The sequence below is a fragment of the Phyllobacterium zundukense genome, from assembly GCF_002764115.1.
Taxonomy (GTDB): Bacteria; Pseudomonadota; Alphaproteobacteria; order Rhizobiales; family Rhizobiaceae; genus Phyllobacterium; species Phyllobacterium zundukense.
The window spans coordinates 1,657,923-1,676,819 of sequence record NZ_CP017940.1 but is presented as its reverse complement, the minus strand read 5'-3'; the positions used below and the strand labels follow the sequence as shown (position 1 = coordinate 1,676,819).

Annotated in this window: 19 protein-coding genes; 7 read left to right on the top strand and 12 right to left on the bottom strand. The window is 55.7% G+C overall.

Annotated elements, in window-relative coordinates:
* Position 1 precedes the first annotated feature (1 nt).
* The 3 genes from BLM14_RS08300 to BLM14_RS08290 all read left to right on the top strand — a co-directional run bounded on the left by BLM14_RS08300 (position 2) and on the right by BLM14_RS08290 (position 2,539).
* On the top strand, positions 2-721 hold the full coding sequence (locus tag BLM14_RS08300) for a glycerophosphodiester phosphodiesterase (protein ID WP_099998940.1): 720 nt from the start codon (positions 2-4) through the stop codon (positions 719-721).
* 116 nt (positions 722-837) lie between these two features.
* Positions 838-2,022, top strand: coding sequence for a GNAT family N-acetyltransferase (locus BLM14_RS08295; RefSeq protein WP_099998939.1), 1,185 nt, complete (start codon positions 838-840; stop codon positions 2,020-2,022).
* Between the two features lie 82 nt (positions 2,023-2,104).
* The gene (locus BLM14_RS08290) at positions 2,105-2,539 is read left to right on the top strand and encodes an HIT family protein (protein ID WP_099998938.1); all 435 of its coding nucleotides are present in this window, start codon (positions 2,105-2,107) and stop codon (positions 2,537-2,539) included.
* Here the strand turns inward: BLM14_RS08290 and BLM14_RS08285 are convergent.
* The 6 genes from BLM14_RS08285 to BLM14_RS08260 all read right to left on the bottom strand — a co-directional run bounded on the left by BLM14_RS08285 (position 2,536) and on the right by BLM14_RS08260 (position 8,085).
* A complete protein-coding gene (locus tag BLM14_RS08285) occupies positions 2,536-3,465 on the bottom strand; it encodes a phosphatase PAP2 family protein (RefSeq protein ID WP_099998937.1) in 930 nt (309 codons plus the stop codon). The genes BLM14_RS08290 and BLM14_RS08285 overlap by 4 nt on opposite strands.
* Positions 3,466-3,543: 78 nt before the next feature.
* Positions 3,544-3,894, bottom strand: coding sequence for an AzlD domain-containing protein (locus BLM14_RS08280; RefSeq protein WP_099998936.1), 351 nt, complete (start codon positions 3,892-3,894; stop codon positions 3,544-3,546).
* Positions 3,891-4,658, bottom strand: coding sequence for an AzlC family ABC transporter permease (locus BLM14_RS08275; protein ID WP_099998935.1), 768 nt, complete (start codon positions 4,656-4,658; stop codon positions 3,891-3,893). Before BLM14_RS08275 ends, BLM14_RS08280 begins: the two co-directional genes overlap by 4 nt.
* Before the next feature lie 67 nt (positions 4,659-4,725).
* Positions 4,726-7,194, bottom strand: coding sequence for an ATP-dependent Clp protease ATP-binding subunit ClpA (clpA, locus tag BLM14_RS08270; protein ID WP_099998934.1), 2,469 nt, complete (start codon positions 7,192-7,194; stop codon positions 4,726-4,728).
* A gap of 6 nt (positions 7,195-7,200) precedes the next feature.
* Positions 7,201-7,554 carry an ATP-dependent Clp protease adapter ClpS gene (gene clpS, locus BLM14_RS08265; RefSeq protein WP_100001106.1) on the bottom strand — a complete coding sequence of 118 codons (354 nt, stop codon included), beginning with the start codon at positions 7,552-7,554 and terminating at the stop codon, positions 7,201-7,203.
* A 198-nt stretch (positions 7,555-7,752) separates the two neighbouring features.
* Positions 7,753-8,085 (bottom strand): phasin family protein, encoded by a 333-nt coding sequence (locus BLM14_RS08260; protein WP_099998933.1) that lies wholly within the window; start codon positions 8,083-8,085, stop codon positions 7,753-7,755.
* A gap of 288 nt (positions 8,086-8,373) precedes the next feature.
* Between BLM14_RS08260 and BLM14_RS08255 the strand changes: the two genes are divergently transcribed.
* The gene (locus tag BLM14_RS08255) at positions 8,374-9,702 is read left to right on the top strand and encodes a D-alanyl-D-alanine carboxypeptidase (protein ID WP_100001105.1); all 1,329 of its coding nucleotides are present in this window, start codon (positions 8,374-8,376) and stop codon (positions 9,700-9,702) included.
* Positions 9,703-9,751: 49 nt separating this feature from the next.
* Positions 9,752-10,012, top strand: a complete 261-nt coding sequence (locus tag BLM14_RS08250) for a hypothetical protein (protein ID WP_133123880.1) — start codon at positions 9,752-9,754, stop codon at positions 10,010-10,012.
* A 2-nt stretch (positions 10,013-10,014) separates the two neighbouring features.
* On the opposite strand, the gene BLM14_RS08245 is transcribed toward BLM14_RS08250, so the two are convergent.
* Positions 10,015-10,452 (bottom strand): DUF1489 family protein, encoded by a 438-nt coding sequence (locus BLM14_RS08245; RefSeq protein WP_099998931.1) that lies wholly within the window; start codon positions 10,450-10,452, stop codon positions 10,015-10,017.
* An 81-nt stretch (positions 10,453-10,533) separates the two neighbouring features.
* Positions 10,534-11,934 (bottom strand): L-serine ammonia-lyase, encoded by a 1,401-nt coding sequence (locus BLM14_RS08240; RefSeq protein ID WP_099998930.1) that lies wholly within the window; start codon positions 11,932-11,934, stop codon positions 10,534-10,536.
* A 240-nt stretch (positions 11,935-12,174) separates the two neighbouring features.
* Between BLM14_RS08240 and BLM14_RS08235 the strand changes: the two genes are divergently transcribed.
* Positions 12,175-12,894 carry a DUF599 domain-containing protein gene (locus BLM14_RS08235; RefSeq protein ID WP_099998929.1) on the top strand — a complete coding sequence of 240 codons (720 nt, stop codon included), beginning with the start codon at positions 12,175-12,177 and terminating at the stop codon, positions 12,892-12,894.
* Here the strand turns inward: BLM14_RS08235 and BLM14_RS08230 are convergent.
* Positions 12,889-14,088, bottom strand: coding sequence for an MFS transporter (locus BLM14_RS08230; RefSeq protein WP_099998928.1), 1,200 nt, complete (start codon positions 14,086-14,088; stop codon positions 12,889-12,891). The genes BLM14_RS08235 and BLM14_RS08230 overlap by 6 nt on opposite strands.
* Positions 14,089-14,304: 216 nt before the next feature.
* Here BLM14_RS08230 and BLM14_RS08225 point away from each other — a divergent pair, with 216 nt between their 5' ends.
* A complete protein-coding gene (locus tag BLM14_RS08225) occupies positions 14,305-15,276 on the top strand; it encodes an acetyltransferase domain-containing protein (protein WP_099998927.1) in 972 nt (323 codons plus the stop codon).
* Between the two features lie 3 nt (positions 15,277-15,279).
* Here the strand turns inward: BLM14_RS08225 and BLM14_RS08220 are convergent, their stop codons facing one another.
* The 3 genes from BLM14_RS08220 to BLM14_RS08210 form a co-directional block, all read right to left on the bottom strand.
* A complete protein-coding gene (locus BLM14_RS08220) occupies positions 15,280-15,666 on the bottom strand; it encodes a MerR family transcriptional regulator (RefSeq protein ID WP_099998926.1) in 387 nt (128 codons plus the stop codon).
* Positions 15,667-15,790: 124 nt separating this feature from the next.
* The gene (gene mgtE / locus BLM14_RS08215) at positions 15,791-17,203 is read right to left on the bottom strand and encodes a magnesium transporter (protein ID WP_099998925.1); all 1,413 of its coding nucleotides are present in this window, start codon (positions 17,201-17,203) and stop codon (positions 15,791-15,793) included.
* Positions 17,204-17,306: 103 nt separating this feature from the next.
* Complete coding sequence (locus BLM14_RS08210; protein WP_099998924.1) at positions 17,307-18,755, bottom strand: aldehyde dehydrogenase family protein; 1,449 nt, start codon at positions 18,753-18,755, stop codon at positions 17,307-17,309.
* Positions 18,756-18,897: the final 142 nt, after the last annotated feature.

Sequence of the window (18,897 nt, the reverse complement as noted above, 5' to 3'; positions counted from 1 at the left end):
CATGGCATCGATCGACTGGTTGAAGAACGTTCCGATTGCGCATCGCGGTCTGCACGATCTGAACAGGGAACGCTGGGAGAATACACTTTCGGCCTTCGATGCGGCCGCAAGCGCCAGCTTCGCCATCGAATGCGATGTGCATCTATCCGCTGACGGCAAGGCCGTTGTATTTCACGACGGCACTTTGGACCGCGTCACCGGCCAACAGGGCAATATTGATGAGCTGACTGCGAAACAGGCCGCTGCTTTGCGCGTCGGTGGTACCCAGGACCATGTTCCGACACTAGCCGAGTCCTTGAGGCTGATTGACGGACGCGTCCCCATCGTGATCGAGTTGAAGGGAATTCCCGGCCGGGATGATGGGCTAGTCAAAGCCGTTGCCAATGACCTCGCCACCTATGACGGTCACGCTGCGATCATGTCCTTCGACCATCATTTGATCCGGCTTTTTGGCAAGGACGCGCCCGGTGTACCCGCTGGCTTGACCGCCGAGGGCCTTCGCGACGAGGAGCTGGAGGCACATTTCTCGATGCTGGCCTACAAAATCGACTTCGTATCCTACAATGTGCATCACCTTGAAAACCGTTTTGTCGAATTTGTTCGCGCGAAGCTTGGCATGCCTGTCATCTCGTGGACCGTGAGAAGCCTTGCCGACAAGGCAGTGAGCGATGCGCTTGTTGATCAGATCACATTTGAGGGCTTTGATCCGCACAACGTTTAATGGTTGAGACCGCGCCAAGCTACCTCTTGTATCGCCGGGCGGAATGCCTAGCTTAAACACAAGGTAGCGAGGCTGGTCTCCATCCTGCCGACACAGTCAGGAAGCCAATTTCAAACATGGAAAATCTTCATCGAGGCGATTTCACCTTGCGTGTTTGCGACGGCATTGGTGCATTCACTCAGGAGGAATGGGCGGGCCTCTCCGGGACATCTCGCGACGCGCCGGACTACAATCCCTTCCTGTCGCACGCCTTTCTATCGTCGCTTGAAGACTCGGGCTGCGTCGACCGCAAAGCCGGCTGGCTTCCGCAATTTCTGCGGCTCGAAGATGACAGTGGCACGCTGATCGGCGCCGTACCGTGCTATCTGAAAGGCCACAGTCAGGGAGAGTATGTTTTCGACCATGGCTGGGCTGATGCTTTCGAGCGCGCAGGCGGACGCTATTATCCGAAATTGCAGGCCAGCATACCCTTCACTCCGGTAACGGGCCCCCGCCTTCTGGTTAATGGCAATTGGGATGGCATGGCGGCGCGCGCTGCCCTCGCCAACGGCTTGCGACAATTGACCGACCAGATTGGCGTTTCTTCGGCTCACTCGACCTTCGTGAACGATGATGATCTGCCGGCCTTCACTGATGCCGGATTCCTGCACCGGATTGATCAGCAGTTTCACTTTTTCAATGACGGCTATGCGACTTACGATGATTTTCTTGAAACGCTCGCTTCGCGAAAACGCAAGGCGCTGAAACGCGAGCGGCGGGAAGCACTTGCGAACGACGTCACCATCGATCGCCTGACAGGCAGCCAGATCACGACAAAAGTCTGGGACGACTTTTTCACCTTCTACATGGATACTGGCAGCCGTAAATGGGGCCGGCCATATCTCAACCGCAAGTTTTACGCTTTGATCGGTGAACGTATGCCTGATGACATCATGCTGGTGATGGCACGGCGCGGTGGGCACTATATCGCAGGAGCCATCAATTTTGTTGGTTCGGACCGCCTCTTCGGCAGGCATTGGGGCTGCATCGAGGATCACCGCTTTCTGCATTTCGAGGTCTGCTATCATCAGGCAATCGATTTCGCCATCGAGCGCAAGCTGCATGTGGTCGAGGCCGGCGCTCAGGGCGAACACAAGCTGGCGCGCGGCTATATGCCGGTCACGACCCATTCCATGCATTACGTCGCCCACGAGGGTCTAAGGCGCGCAATTGCGGACTTCCTCAGGCACGAACACAGCGACGTGGCCCTGATGAGCGATGTTCTGAACGAACACGCGCCATTCAAGAAATCAGACCATTAGCGATGTCTTCGACCTGATGCCTTGACTGCACCGCCGTCCATGGCAAACATCGGGCTCAATTTCCGGAAACGACAGGTGCGATATGAGCCAGCCCTATGACGACAACAACGTGTTCGCCAAGATTTTGCGCGGAGAGATCCCCTCCTACAAACTTTATGAGGACGAGAATACCTATGCCTTCATGGATGTCATGCCGCAGGGCAAGGGTCACTGCCTGGTTATAACGAAAGCTCCCTATCGCAACATCCTGGATGCTGCACCTGCGAGCCTGGCGGCCGCGATCGCAACGACGCAAAAGCTAGCGCGCGCCGTCAAGGAAGCGTTCGATTCAGATGGTGTTACGGTTATTCAGTTCAATGAACCAGCTTCCGGACAAACAGTGTTCCATCTGCATTTCCACATCATTCCGCGCTTTGAAGGCATTGCGCTCAAGCCGCATACCGGCCAAATGGAAGACCAGGCCGTTCTTGCGGCCAATGCCGAACAGATCAGGCAAGCGCTGGCTGAGCCGAGCTAGGCAGGAACCTCAATGAGCTGCTGCGATTTCGAAATAGTGCGGGGCTTGTAAAACAAACCGGCAATATACCAGCTTCCGCAAGCAACTGCGATGCCGCCCAGGACGTCTACCAAATGATGTCCACCTTCGACCGGTGTGGCCATGAGGATAAGTGCGTTCAACACAAGAATGGGCCAGAACCAGTAACCGACCCGAAAGAAAGCGAGGATCAGGAGGGCCGAAAGCGTTCCATGATAAGATGGAAATGCGATCATTCCCTTCATTTTATCCAAGGATATGAGTCGCTCAGCGCCAGATCGCAAATCGAAGAATGTCTGCTTGTAGGCTAGATCCACGACCGGATGATGGTTCCCCCAGAAAATCTCCGGGGGTCTTGTCGTGGCCAGCGCTCCTGCCGATGGCAAGATCCCCGACACGAGGATACATACCAGTGCGCCAAGCATGACAGCTGACACAAACTGCTGGGTGCGTTCGGTCTTGCCCGCAAGGCCAAGGGTGATAACCGCCAAGGCCACTTGCAGGAGCGTCGTAAGATAGATTACCGAACATATCATGCCCAATAGGGGCCGTTCATTGACTTGGCCAACATATGCAGACCAATCAAAGCCCAGAGCGGCATCGAACCTGATCAGATCTGCGTCAATCAGGGGAAGATCGAGTGACGTGACAAGATAGCTCAAGGGTGCGGCCGCAGCAGTGAAGGAGAGAAGGATAGCCGTTTCCGTGCACACCAGCTCGAAGGCGCGCATGGGTCGCCAAGCCCTGTAGATATATGCCACAAGACCGCAAAATGCGGAAACCGCGATGACCCTCAAAACGCCTTGACCCTCGAAACGAAAGTCCGTCAACGTGATCCAGATCGCGTCAATCGCCAAAATTCCAATGATAATGGCCACTTTGCAGAATGTCTGAATATCGGATCTCATCGACGGCTCCCGAGTATGTTGGCGGAAACCTATCCTGCACGAATGTGAATCACGTTAAGCGATTGGCTTAATCTTTAGCTAAAAGTTGAGACTGAGCCCGCTTACCAGGACGACCTCTGCAACCAGAACCCCCACAATAACGCGTCGGCCGAGACAGAGATATGCCGCGAAGCCAGCGGCAGCGGCGCCGACGCGCAGGACCACAGATGACTCGGCCAGCGACCCGCTCGGATAAAGGATCAGCTGGGCGATGACACCTGCGACAAGCGCCGTCGCGACTGCACGGACGATAATCAGCGCCTCGGAATCCTCGCGCACACGTCCACCGATAAGGACGCCAACCCACCGCCATATATCGGTCGGCAGCCAACCGGCGAGGAGGATGAAAAGGTAGGGCCACCACCAGGCCGAAACGCTATCCCAGGTCATGCGGCCCTGCCCCGCGCCTTGGTCCAGCGTAGATAAGCCACGGTGACTGCACCACCGGCAAGACCGGTGAGGAGCAAATCATAGGCCGGCGCAAAATAATGGATCAGAGGAAACAGCAGCAGGCCGGATACCATGGCGACGTGTACCGTACGGTCACGCGCCGAACCCCAGAGAGATGCCAGAAAATACATCGGTGTCAGGAAAAACAGTGCCGCGAAGACGAGCGGCGGAAAATCGGTCGAAAGGAAATAGACCAGACCGACGACAAGGGTGTTGGCCGTGGTCAGCGTTATCCCAAGGCCGGCGAAATAGCTCGCACGCATTTTTACCGGTACGTTGCGCAGATGCTCCATTCCGAGCACCCAAGCAGTTACTGCGATGAAGTGGGAAAGGAACAGGAGCACGATCTTGCGCGTTTTCGGCCCTCGCATTTCAGGTACGAAGGCCGCCACCATCGGGACGAATCGGATCGAGGACAGCGCGACAGCGACCGCTGCCCCCAACATCGAATAGCCCCCCCCAATTGCGCCGATCAGGACGATGTTGGCTGGCAATGCCCAGATCATCGCGACCATGAACATCGCTTCGACAACGGTCACACCGCTTTCGCTGGCAAGTCCCGCAAAGCCCACATGCGCGGTCATCAGAATGAGCGCAGGAACGCTGACGATCAGCGACGCACCCGACAAGAACCACGAAAAGCGGGTTCTCAGGTTTTCATTGTCATGATCCGACTGGTAGGAGGGAAATTCGGAATCAGCCATACGTCCAGCGATAAACGGAAGTGCGCGTACCGGCAAGAAAAAGGCCGCCTCGGAGGCGGCCTTTTGTTTATTTCTTCCGCGGTACTTTTGGCACCGAAGCCTTGCGTGACAGCGGAACGATTTGTCCACTCACCACGGAGTCCGCTCCGGCCTTTTCGAGCACGGGCTTCTTCGGCGTGGGTCGTTTCTTAGCCACAGGCTTCTTCTCGACCGGAATTTCCTTCTTCGGCTTCACCACCACTTCATCGGCGATGTAGTCCAGAACGAGACCCTGCGATCCATCCGGCTTGGGCGCGACCGATACGCGGACGGTACCGCCCTTCTTGAGCCTGCCAAACAGCACCTCGTCCGCAAGCGGCTTCTTGATATGCTCCTGAATGACGCGGCCGAGAGGCCGGGCACCCATGCGGTCATCATAGCCCTTTTCAGCGAGCCAAGCGATCGCCTCCGGCTGCAGGTCGAATGTCACGCCGCGGTCAGCAAGCTGGGCCTCGAGCTGGATGACAAACTTCTGCACCACCTGATGGATAACCGGAACCGGCAGCGCGCCGAACGGAATGATCGCATCAAGACGATTGCGGAATTCGGGTGTAAACAGTCGATTGATTGCTTCCATGTCATCGCCTTCACGACGCGATGAACCGAAACCAATGGCCGATCTCGCCATATCGGACGCACCTGCATTGGTCGTCATGATCAGGATGACGTTACGGAAGTCGATCTGCTTGCCGTTGTGATCCGTCAGTTTGCCGTGATCCATGACCTGCAGAAGGATATTGAACAGATCCGGATGCGCCTTTTCGATTTCATCGAGCAGCAGTACGCAATGCGGATGCTGATCGACACCATCGGTCAAGAGACCACCCTGGTCGAAACCGACATAGCCGGGAGGTGCACCGAGCAAACGCGAAACCGTGTGACGCTCCATATATTCCGACATGTCGAAACGCAGAAGTTCAACACCGAGCGACAATGCCAATTGCTTGGCAACTTCGGTCTTGCCCACGCCGGTCGGTCCGGAGAACAGGTAAGAGCCGATTGGCTTTTCCGGTTCGCGCAGGCCGGCCCGCGCCAGCTTGATCGATGAAGACAGTGCCTCGATGGCCAGATCCTGACCATAGACGACGCGCTTCAGTTCCGCCTCGAGATTGGACAGAACGGCCTCATCATCCTTCGACACTGTCTTTGGAGGGATACGGGCCATCGTGGCGATGGTTGCCTCGATTTCCTTTACGCCGATGGATTTCTTACGCTTGCCTTCCGGCAGCAGCATCTGGCTAGCACCCGTCTCGTCGATCACGTCGATCGCCTTGTCCGGCAATTTGCGATCATTGATATAGCGAGCTGAAAGCTCTACTGCCGATTTGATCGCTTCCACGGTGTACTTGACCTTGTGGAAATCTTCGAAATACGGCCGCAGTCCCTTCATGATCTCAATCGCATCAGGGATAGATGGTTCATTGACATCGATCTTCTGGAAACGGCGCACCAAAGCCCTGTCCTTTTCAAAGAACTGGCGAAACTCCTTGTAAGTCGTTGAACCAATGCAACGAATTGACCCGGACGAAAGGGCAGGCTTTAGGAGGTTGGATGCATCCATTGCACCGCCGGAAGTTGCGCCTGCGCCGATGATCGTGTGGATCTCGTCGATAAACAGGATCGCACCCGGAAACTCTTCGAGTTCCTTGATAACCTGCTTCAGTCGTTCTTCAAAATCACCCCGATAGCGGGTTCCAGCGAGCAATGTGCCCATGTCCAGGGAGAACACGGTGGCGTCGCTGAGAACGTTGGGAACCTTGCCCTCCACAATGCGCTTGGCGAGCCCTTCCGCAATGGCGGTCTTGCCGACACCGGGATCACCGACATAGAGCGGATTATTCTTCGAACGACGGCAGAGGATCTGGATCGTGCGGTTGATCTCCTGATCGCGGCCGATCAATGGATCGATTTTACCGGCCTTGGCGCGATCATTGAGGTTATTGCAATAGGCGGTCAATGCGTCCTGTTTCTTCTTCGCGCCCTCGTCAGACTCCGAAGCATGACTTTCTTCGTTGTTACTCTCGGCCCCAAGCGGCGTGCGCGGCTCGGACGCTCCTGGGCGCTTGGAGATCCCATGCGAGATGTAGTTGACCGCGTCGTAGCGGGTCATTTGCTGCTCCTGCAGGAAGAACGCCGCATGGCTCTCCCGCTCCGCGAAAATAGCGACGAGGACATTCGCCCCGGTCACTTCCTCCCGGTTGGAGGATTGGACATGGATGACTGCACGTTGGATGACACGCTGGAACGCCGCAGTCGGCTTCGAATCCTCGTCATACCCGGTAACGAGGTTGTCCAGTTCGTGATCGACATAATCGGTCACGGTGCGCGTCAATTGGGCAAGGTCCACATTGCAGGCGCGCATGACACTGCTTGCATCCTGATCATCAATCAACGCGAGGAGCAAATGCTCCAGCGTCGCATACTCATGATGATGCTCGTTCGCAATTGTCAGCGCCTGATGGAGGGCCCGCTCCAAACTAGGTGAGAAAGATGGCATGAAACCTCACTTTTTCTCCATCACGCATTGCAGCGGATGTTGGTTTTGCCGCGCATAGTCCATGACTTGGGTCATCTTGGACTCCGCGACCTCATAGGTAAAGACACCACATTCACCTACTCCATGATTATGCACATGAAGCATTATACGCGTAGCGTCTTCTCTGTTTTTCTGGAAAAATCGTTCCAGAACGTGAATGACGAATTCCATGGGGGTGTAATCGTCATTAAGGAGCAACACGCGATAAAGGCTGGGCTTTTTGAGTTTGGGTTTGGTCCGGGTTATAACAGCCGTGCCCCGTCCGGGACCGTTGCCGCTACCCTTGTCCTCGTCTTGCATGATGGGTACAAACCGCTTCATCTCATCCGATACCGCATTCTGATAGTTGTGTGTCACTCGATGCATTCTATGTAGGTCGCAACGCGCCAATTTTAAGCCCTCTCCTGAAGCTTGCAATATCAAGTTGCAGTTGCACAGTCCGAATTGCCATCCTGGAATAAAAAAAGTCCGGTTGCGCGGGCAACCGGACTTTTGAATGCACTCAGTGAAGCGTTGCGCTTACTTTACAACCTTCGCTACCACAGCTTCATAGGGCTTGTATGCCTCTTTAGCCAGGTCTGCATAGAGCTCGCCAAATTTGGTCGCCTGAGCAACAAAAGTCTCATAGGCCTTCTTCGAGAACACGCTATGGGTCTCGAAAGCCTGTTCCGGCGACTTGATGGTAGCAAGCTTTTCAATCAGGGCTGTGCCCTCTTCGAATGACTTCTTCGAGTAGTCAGCTGCTTCGTTTGCAATGGTTTGCAACCCTTGAGAAAGAGCGGAAACGCTCTTCATCGCGCTATTGACGAATTCCTTACTGGAATCATTGAGGGTTTCGAATGGAGTTGCCATGATGGATCCTTCCACAGTTGATTTTTTTGGGTTGACGTTGATGTAGTGTGCAATGCACAAAAAGTCAAATTTATTGTGCGGTGCAGCAATTATATAAATATTAAACAAAACACCCCGGAATCTATGAACGGCCTGGTTACCATAAACAGTTTGGTAACGCTGTTGCGGCTAATGTTCCTGCATTCGTCCTGATGCATCCAGTCCATCAGAAAAATCTCTACGCGCATATTCGAGCAGGTGTTGATTGTGCATTACCAGGCCCGCCAAGGTTCCAAATTCGTACAAAAAATGGCTCATGCATTCCTTGCTTTGGCGATGATTTCTGGAATCAGCCTTACGGGCGCAACCGAGGCAGTAGCAGATACAAAAGCGGCAGCCATTGTGGTGGATGCCAATACCGGCAAGACACTTTATTCATCTAACGCCGATGCGCAGCGCTTTCCCGCATCGCTGACGAAAATGATGACGCTGTATATGCTGTTCGACGCTATGGCGTCGGGCAAGGTTTCCAAATCCACACCCATTCCGGTTTCCGCCTATGCCGCTAGCCAGCCCCCGACAAAGGTCGGGTTTCGTCCAGGGCAGTCGATCAGCGCAGAAGCCGCAATCCTTTCACTGATCACCAAGTCGGCAAACGACTCAGCAACCGCAATTGGTGAATATCTTGGCGGATCGGAACAACGTTTTGCCGTGATGATGACCAACAAGGCACGCCAACTGGGCATGCGCAACACGCAGTTCCGCAATGCGAATGGTCTTCCAGATCCGCAGCAGCGGTCCTCCGCGCGCGACCTTGCACTTCTAGGCATCGCGCTTCGCGAACATTTTCCGCAGTACTACGACTATTTCTCGACCCGCAGCTTCAGCTATCGCGGCCGTCGTATCGTTGGCCACAACCGCCTTCTGGGCAAGGTACGTGGTGTTGACGGCATCAAGACAGGCTACACACGTGCCTCGGGTTTCAATCTGGTGAGCTCGGTCAATGTGGACGGCAAGAAACTTGTCGCAGTCGTCATGGGTGGCACGAGCGGCGGCGCACGCGACGCGCAAATGGCCAGGTTGATTGAACAATATCTTCCCGCTGCGTCACGGCGTGATGGCGGCAATCTGATTGCCTCACGCAAGAACAGCAAGGTTACCGTCGCCGCGCTCGAACTGCCGGAGAGTGAGGACGCACCGCTGCCCGTTCAGCGTCAAGAGGTCGTCTCGCAAACTGCAAATGTGGTAACTGCCTATGCCGAGCCGGCACCAGCCCCCTCGCCGACAGCGCAAATCCTGACAGTTCCGACTCCATCGCCCAAAGTCGAGATGGCCGAAGGCGATGCATCTGAGGTTGATCCTGTTACGACCGCATCGGCCCCGGCAGGCGGCTGGATGGTACAAATTGCTTCCGTCGGCAGCCCTGAAGAAGCCAAGGCAATGCTGTCCAAAGCTGCTGCGCAGGTTGGCGGTCCGATCACCTCGCTCTCGCCCTATACGGAAAAGTTCCAGAAGGGTTCGACGACCTATCATCGCGCCCGCTTCGCCGGCATTTCATCAGCCAAAGCAGCCAACACCGCCTGTGCTGCATTGAAGCGCCAGAACTTCAACTGCTTTGCGATTGCTCCGCAATCGTAGGGCACACAATCCCAAAGACCCAGATTGTATAGTGTAGAGGGTTTTGCGAATGTCGATTACTACGGAAATACACGGCCAGGTGGCTGCCAGAGAAAAGCCGCTGTTCGCCGGTATACAAGCCTTGCAACAGGCTGCTTTGCGCCTGGCCGATTTGCGCCATGGCAATGCAGCGTTCAAGACGATGGATCTTGTGAATGTCCTGCTTTGCCAAGCTGCGAGAACACGGCGTGCCGCAATGCCACCTGTTCGGCTGCGGATCCGTTCAGATAGCCGCAATGGCGTATCAGCGGTGAAACTAAGGATTTCCTGATACTAGAGCAAACCCAACGACGCCAGTTCGTTGCGCAGTTCCGGCGGCAGTTTTGCCCGGCCAGTCTTGCCCTGCCCTTCATCGATCGGCGCATCATCGCGGGTGAGATAACGCCAACCCTGAAATGCCCGGCGCGGCTGCCATTCCGTTGGAATGATGCGCGGCTCAAGCACCAGATGACACCGTGAGATGCCTTCATCGTCCGTGAAAGTCCGGATGTCAGTGAGCCGCTGACGGCATTGGATGTTGCCCTTGATCACCCAATAGAGCGATCCGCCGTCAAGCAATTCCTCGACACGTTTGGGGACCATCCGGGTTGTATGAAATTGTTCAGCAGACAGTCCGGCCCGTCTGCGCTCGTCGAGGCGAAAATCGATCCACGCCGCAAGATCTTCGATCGCGGTGCAGCCGACACAGAGTTTAACGAGATTAAGGGCCATGGATAAGCATTTACGCTTTCGGGTTGTGGCGTCAACTATAACTGGCTGTTTCTCCACAAAGCCGTTGTCAGGAGGATGAGCTTAACACTCCACCACATTAACGGCCAAACCACCAAGACTGGTTTCCTTGTAGCGCTCGTTCATGTCGACACCCGTCTGGCGCATTGTTTCAATGCACGCATCGAGCGGGACGAAGTGCGTGCCGTCACCCTTGACCGCAAGGGACGCGGCCGTAACTGCCTTCACCGCACCAAGCGCATTGCGTTCGATACACGGAACCTGCACAAGTCCCGCAACCGGATCGCATGTCATGCCGAGGTGGTGTTCGAGCGCAATTTCGGCGGCGTTCTCGATCTGCTCGGGCGAACCGCCAAGAACCGCGGCCAGTCCTGCTGCAGCCATGGCCGAAGCGGAACCGACTTCGCCCTGGCAACCAACCTCCGCGCCCGAAATCGAAGCGTTGTGCTTGATCACGCCACCAATTGCCGCTGACGTCAGCAGAAAATCGCGAATGCCGTTTTCGTCAGCGTCGTCATGGAAGTGCAGGTAGTAGCGCAAAACGGCCGGAACAACGCCAGCAGCACCATTGGTGGGCGCTGTCACAACCCGTCCACCCGCAGCGTTCTCTTCGTTGACCGCCATGGCATAGACCGACAGCCAGTCATTGGCGAGCAGCGGATTGATGCGATTCTGCCGCCATTCTTCCTGCAGGCGGTCGTGCAGATAACGGGCGCGGCGCTTGACCTTGAGCCCGCCGGGCATGATGCCTTCCTGTTCCAAACCGCGATCGATGCATGAACGCATGGCCGACCATATGCGATCTAGACCTGCATTCAATTCATCGCGGCTCATGAAGACTTCTTCATTTTGCCGCTTCATCTCGGCGATCGACAACCCGCTTTCCTTGGCCATGCTCATCATCTGAGCGGCATTGATAAAGGGAAATGGAACTGGAACTTCCGCCTTGGGAGCCGTGCGGGTTTTCGCCGATTCCAGCTCTTCTTCCGTCACGACAAAACCGCCGCCGATCGAATAGAAGATGCGGCGCAACAGCAGCCGGTCGTCAACATCGTAAGCTTCGAACGCCATGCCGTTTGCATGTCCCGGCAGGGGTGTGCGCCGATCCATGATCAGGTCCGTTGCGGGGTCGAAGCGATAGGAGGGATGACCTTCGGGCGAGATTCGTTTGGTCTGCTTCACCGTCTCGAGCAATGCATCCATCTCGTTTGGATCGACGGTCGCGGGCAATAGACCGCACAGCCCAAGGATAACGGCACGGTCCGTCGCGTGGCCTATGCCGGTGAAAGCGAGCGAGCCATGCAGATGCACGCGCAGCCTGTCGACCTTGACGCCGGTCGGTCGGGGCCATTGGCCGCTCTTGAGTTCTTCGAGGAACTGGCCGCCAGCAGTCATTGGCCCCATGGTGTGAGAACTCGAAGGACCAATGCCGATTTTATATAGATCGAAAACCGACAGGAACATCCGGCTACCTTACTCGAGTGAAATCGATTGCATCTTATAATGGCTGGTTGACGGCAATCGCCGCAGCCCGCCACCGACCTTGCCTTGCGTTTCTACGACATAGGCTTGCAAAGCAAAAGCTAAAAGAAAACACGCACAAACACGCGCTCCGTTCCTAGCGGATTGACGCTTGACGAGATTTGCGAACCAAGCGAATTGACGTACATTCGCAATCGACGATTGCAAGGAATGAGAGAAGAAATGCAAGCTGCTCCAAATACATCCTATTGGCTCGACGCCCTGGCACTCGTCTATTTCTTTATTGTCTGGATGCTCTATTCCCATACCACAGCCAATGGCTTCGCCGGCAGGAAATCGCTGACTTACGAGATGAACCAGGCACGTCGCCAATGGATGGCCACAATGTCGACCCGCGAATTGCGCATGATCGACACCAGCATCATGATCGGCTTGCAACAGGGTACGGGCTTCTTTGCATCGACATCGATTCTGGCGATCGGTGGCTGTTTTGGCCTGCTGAATTCATCGGGCCGCGTTCTCACACTTTTCCATGATCTGCCGTTGCTGGGCGAGACGACACAGCAATTGTTTGAAACGAAGATCCTCGGACTTCTCGTCCTCTTTGCCTATGCATTTTTCAAATTTGCCTGGTCGTACCGCCTCTTCAATTATTGCTCGATTCTGATTGGCGGCGTGCCCATGGCGCGTGACAAGGGACCGGATGATCCGCAGGTCATTGCCAGCGTCAATCGCGCAGCAGGAATCAATATTCAGGCCGGCGAGCACTTCAACAGCGGCCTGCGCGGTATCTTCTTTTCCATCGGCTATCTCGGATGGTTCCTGCATCCCCTGCTGTTCATGATCACCACAACTTTGGTCGCGATTGTTCTGCTACGTCGGCAGTTCTTTTCCACGGCTCGCGCTGTGCTGATGCAGAACAGTGTAACTACGGATTCATAATCCTCTAGGCAAATAACGCCAGACGAAGATTGCCGTGAAGATCATCAGGCAGGCGAGTGCAATGAAGATTGCGCCGAGCTGGAAAAATGACAGGATGATTGAATAGAAGAAGGCGGGCAAAATCTCGGAAAAATCGAGATAGGTTCGGTATACCGCCGTCATCTGGGCTCGCTCGTGCGGGTGGACCGCGCGGATGAAGGTTGCCGAGCCAAGCGTGTCGATCGCCACACAGAAAAAAGCTCCGACCAGCAGCATGATCGCAGCCATCATTGGAAATGCTTCGCCAGCAAGACCTGCGCCGATCAGCGCCGCCGCAAGCAGTACGAAAACACCGGAAATCGTGCGCGTCAGCCCCTTCGCCATGCCTACTTTTCCCCAAAGAATGGAGCCCAGCAGAAACAAGTTGCCAAGGGAAACCAGAAGACCGCCGGCGAGCTTGCCCTGTCCTGTCGCCACCATGAGAATGGGCCCATAGACGAAAAACGTGCTCCAGTAGCAGGAACGCGAAAAGGCAATCAGCCACGCCAGCCGGAGCCGCGGCTGCACGACGAAGCGGCGTACATTGGCAATGGGATTGGCTGGGCGGCTAGGACCCTTCTGCAGAGCCGGATTGTCACTAAGACGGAAGTACCAGAACAGCGTGAGCAGAAGCAGCGAAAAACCGATCGACAGGAGGAATGGCGCGATCATTCCCACCCGGGTGTACAGGAAAACGCCGAGGAACGGCCCCCCAGTCCATGCAAGGGTGGCTGTCGCCATCCGCACGGATTCAGCCCGAACCAGTTCGCCCTTCTTGATATGGTCCATGATGTAGAGGCTGAGTGTGATCGATAGCGTGCCGGCGCCAAAGGTCCGCAGGAACAGCCCCGCCCCCTGCGCGGGCAGCGTATCGAGCGCAAAGGCACAGCAACCCAGCATCAGGGATGCGACTCCCGCCGTATAGACCCAGCGGCGTGGAATACGAACGATGAGCAGCGGAATAGACAGCGTGGAGATCAATCCGAGCAAGGACATGCACGTATAAAGAATACTGACGCCGCGCTCGCTCTGCATGAGATCGTAGGTCTGGATCGGAACAACGCTGGTAATGATCGCCCGCGCCATGGATTCAATGCCAAACAGGATTGCGAACACCCGCGCCGTCGGACGTTTGGCCGTGGTAATCCAGATAGGATGGCGAACCTGATTGATCACTGGGATGACTTTGGGGGCATGATTCGAGCGTCGCCAAGAGTTTCGGACGCAAGATTGTGGATAGCAGTCAATCAAGCGACATAATATGTCCGTTTCATAGAAACCGTTGAAATATGTGCGGAAAATGTTCCGTGGCATTTACAGGAAAGACCATGGATTTTGCCGACCATGTCGCCTAGCTTGCCGCAAAAGCCGTAGCGACCGGGATTCTGCCACATGAACCAAGCCGAGATTTTGAATCCACCTGCAAAAGCCCGCCTTGGCAAGCTGGACGTGCTGCGCGGCATCGCCCTCATCGCAATGGCTACCTACCACACAGGTTGGGATTTCGAATTCTTCGGATATCTAGAGCCGGGAACAACAGGACATGGCGCCTGGAAACTCTATGCCCGCATCATCGCCTCGACCTTTCTTGCCCTGGTTGGCTTCAGCCTTGTCCTCGCGCATGGCCAGGAGATCCGCTGGCGGCCTTTTGGCATTCGCCTTGCCCAAATCGTTATCGCGGCGCTGGCGATCACGCTCGTCACCGCGTACATCACGCCTGATAACTTCGTTTTCTTTGGCATACTGCATGAGATCGCCGCGGCAAGTGTTTTGGGCCTGTTATTCCTGCGACTTCCGGCGATAGTTGTCGCCATTGCTGCTGTCGCGGTCATTGCCGCTCCGTATTACCTCGTCTCATCAACGTTCGATGCGCCGATCTTCTGGGGACTTGGGCTTTCGGAGATCATAATTCGCTCAAATGACTATGTGCCGATCTTCCCATGGTTCGGCGCCGTTTTGGCCGGCATGGCACTTGCCAAATTCATGCAAAATTTCGATGCATTGAAGCTTCTTGCCGGCAATATTGCACCGGCCTGGCTCGACCGATCGCTACGTTTTATCGGCAAGCACAGCCTCGCCTTCTATCTTATCCACCAACCGGTGCTCATCAGCTGCGTTTTTCTGATTTCGCAGCTGTTTCCGCCTGCGGTTGCAACGCCGCAGGAGGTTTTTGGACAGGCCTGCGTTCAGAGTTGCCAAAATGACAACGACAAGGCGTTTTGCCAGAAGTTTTGCGAATGTGTGATCGGCCAGACCGAAACGCAGGGCATTTTCGACGATGTTTTCGCTGGTCGGCGCGATCAGAGCGATCCGGAAATGCAGGAGATCGCCGGCTTCTGCACGCAGCAGAGCTTGCCGCAGTAGTGCTCAGGTATTGACGCCAAGTTCCGCCAGACGTTCGATGCAGGCTTCTTCGACCTGGTCGAGTTCCGTCAAGGTCTCTTCGATATCACGCCGTTTCTGACGCAGGTCCGCGCGCTTTTCTTCGACCCGCTTCATCAAGAGGTGCAGTTGACCCATTTCCCCCGGCGGTTCGTTATACATCTGGACGATCTCGTGAATTTCCGCGATGGAAAAGCCGAGACGCTTGCCGCGCAGGATCTGCTTGAGCAGATGGCGATCGGAAGGCCGGAACAGGCGAGTGCGACCGCGTCGGACCGGATGGATCAGGCCTTCGTCTTCGTAGAACCGCAATGTCCGTGTCGATACGCCGAACTCTCGCGTCAGTTCGGTAATGGAATAATATTCGCGCATGGCAGACACTGCTCTACATTCCCACATTATATCGATTGAATGTTTTGCCCACGCAATTACGTAAAAGTCAATTGCACGATTGTATATGGTTGCGGACTTTAGTGCATGATGGGGAAAACCGCTGTTACTTGAAGCCAAACCACCATGTTGCCAGGCCCAAAAACGAAGAAAAACCAACGACATCGGTCACGGTTGTAACAAATACCGCCGAGGCGATGGCCGGGTCGGCACCGAAACGATGCAGTAACAACGGAATCAATATTCCGCCGAGCGCCGCAGCGAGCATGTTGATGATCATCGCAGCCGCGATGATTCCCCCGAGATTAACGTTCGCAAACCACATGCCGGCAACCAGACCGATCATGATCGCAAAGATAACGCCATTGATCAGGCCCACGGACGCTTCACGGCGGATAATGCGCCCTGCGTTGTAAATATCGATGTCGCGCGTCGCCAAGGCGCGCACGGTCACGGTCATCGTTTGGGTGCCAGCATTACCCCCCATGGAGGCCACGATCGGCATCAAAACGGCCAAGGCAACCATCTGCTGGATTGTGCCATCGAATAGTCCAATCACTGATGCGGACAAGAAGGCCGTAAAGAGGTTTATCACCAGCCAGGGCGTGCGTGACCGGGAGGTCGATAACACCGAGTCGGAGAGTTCTTCGTCACCGACGCCGCCAAGGCGCATGATGTCCTCTTCGGCCTCTTCCTGAATGACGTCAACGATGTTTTCAATGGTCAGGACACCAACGAGACGTTCGTTCTCATCAACCACCGCAGCCGACAAAAGGTCGTACTGCTCGAAGATTTGCGCCGCTTCTTCCTGGTCCATCGTGGCGGGGATCGCATGACGTGTCTCATGCATGATCTCCTCAATATTGGTATCGCGCCGTGTGCGCAGGATGCGATCGAGGTCAATAGCGCCCAGGAGCCGAAACATCGGATCAATGACGAATATCTGCGAGAATGACTCCGGCAGGTCGTCATTGTCGCGCATGTAGTCGATAGTTTGCCCGACGGTCCAGAACGGCGGAACAGCGACGAACTCCGTCTGCATGCGGCGCCCGGCGGTTTCTTCGGGATAACCCAGGGAGCGCCGCAGTCGCACACGCTCCGTGAAGGGCAGCTGTGCCAGAATCTCGTCACGATCTTCCTGATCGAGATCCTCGAGAATATAGACCGCATCGTCCGAGTCGAGGTCCTGAACGGCCTCGGCGATCTGCTGGTTTGGCATCGCATCGACGATTTCAAGACGAACGGCTTCGTCCACTTCGGTGAGCGATGCAAAATCAAACTCATCGCCCAGAAGTTCGACCAGCGCCGAGCGCTGATCGGAATGCAGCGCTTCCAGAACGTGGCCAAGTTCCGACTGGTGCAGCTTGCCGACATGTGAGCGCAGAAACAGTACGTCCCGATCCGCAATAGCGGCACCGACACGTGCTAGAAAGGACGTCTTGACCGCACCGTCTTCACCGTAGATGTCAGCATCCTGCTCGTCCGGGGCGGATTCTGGTAGGGTCTCTGTATCATCCATGCTGTCCGCACCCGCCTTCCCGACAAATGTTACACACTGTCAGTTAGAGCAAAGGATGTCGAAATGGAACCAGCGACATCCCTTGCTTTCATTTTTTGGCAGTTCAGGCGGCGCTATCTTCCCAACCGCTGATAGCCTTTACTTCAAGGAAGTCTTCGAGGCCCCAATGCCCGCCCTCGCGCCCGATTCCGGACTGCTTGTAGCCACCAAATGGAGCGTCGGCCGCATGAGATGCACCATTGATGCGGACCATGCCAGCTCGAAGCTGCTTCGACACACGCTTGATACGCTCGCGATCACCCGACTGGACATAGGCTGCGAGGCCGTAAGGTGTATCATTGGCGATCTCGACGGCTTCCTCTTCCGTGTCGAACGGGATCATGGCAAGAACCGGACCGAATATCTCTTCACGCGCGATCGTCATGTCATTGTTGACATCCGCGAACACTGTCGGACGGACATAGTAGCCGCGATTGAAGCCCTCAGGACGTCCGGTGCCGCCTGCGATCAGCCGTGCACCTTCCTTGATGCCCTGTTCGATCAGGCCTTGCACCTTGTTGAACTGCATTTCCGAGACCAGCGGCCCCATGTGATCGCCATCCTGCGAGGGATCGCCCACTTTGGTGGCTTTCGCCGTGGCGGCGGCAATTTCGGTAGCCTTGTCATAGACCGAACGCTCGACAAGCATTCGCGTCGGAGCGTTGCACGACTGGCCGGTATTGTTGAATACATGCGAGACGCCGCGCTTGATCGCAGCTTCCAGATCCGCATCCGCGAACACAATGTTGGGCGACTTGCCACCAAGTTCAAGCGAAACGCGCTTGACTGTTTCAGCAGCGGCTTTGGTGACGGCAACGCCTGCGCGGGTCGAGCCCGTGAACGACATCATGTCAATGCCCGGGTGACGCGACATTGCCTCGCCGACCGTTGGACCGTCTCCATTGACCAGATTGAAGACGCCTGCGGGTAGGCCCGACGCATCGATCATCTCAGCAAAGATGACGGAGGAAATTGGAGCGATCTCCGACGGTTTGAGAATGGCGGAGCAACCAGCGGCGATCGCAGGAACGACCTTCAACACCACCTGATTCATCGGCCAGTTCCATGGCGTGATCAGGCTGCACACACCAATGGGCTCATAGGCAATGCGAACTGTCTTGTTGTGCGCGTCGAGTGGACGCTCGAATTCGAAGTGCTTCAGCGCCCGGATGAACGCCTTGATATGACCTGTTCCGGAAGCCGCCTGTTCGTCCAGAGCCATCGTGATCGGTGCCCCCATCTCGGACGAAATGGCCTTTGCCATATCGGCGAGACGCGATTCATAAACGACAAGCAGCCGCTCAAGCCATGCCAGCCGCTCTTCGCGGCACGTGACGCTCCACGTGGTAAAAGCTTTGCGCGCAGCCGAGACTGCCCTGTCGACATCGGCCGGTGAACCCAGCGAGATTACCGCAAATGCCTGTTCATCGGCCGGATTGATAACCTCGAGTTCTTTCGCCACTGCCGGAGCTATCCACTTTCCATTGATATAGAAATCGGTCTTGCGAAGCATGGTCAGTCTCCTGCTGTTGCTTTACGGATTGTCTTTGATTGAGCGCCAGATGATATCAGGCAAGTGTCAGCAGTGTGTTTAGCGGATGATCGCCTGTACGACCAACAGGAATATCGAACAAAGAGGCTAAAATAGCGGCGCG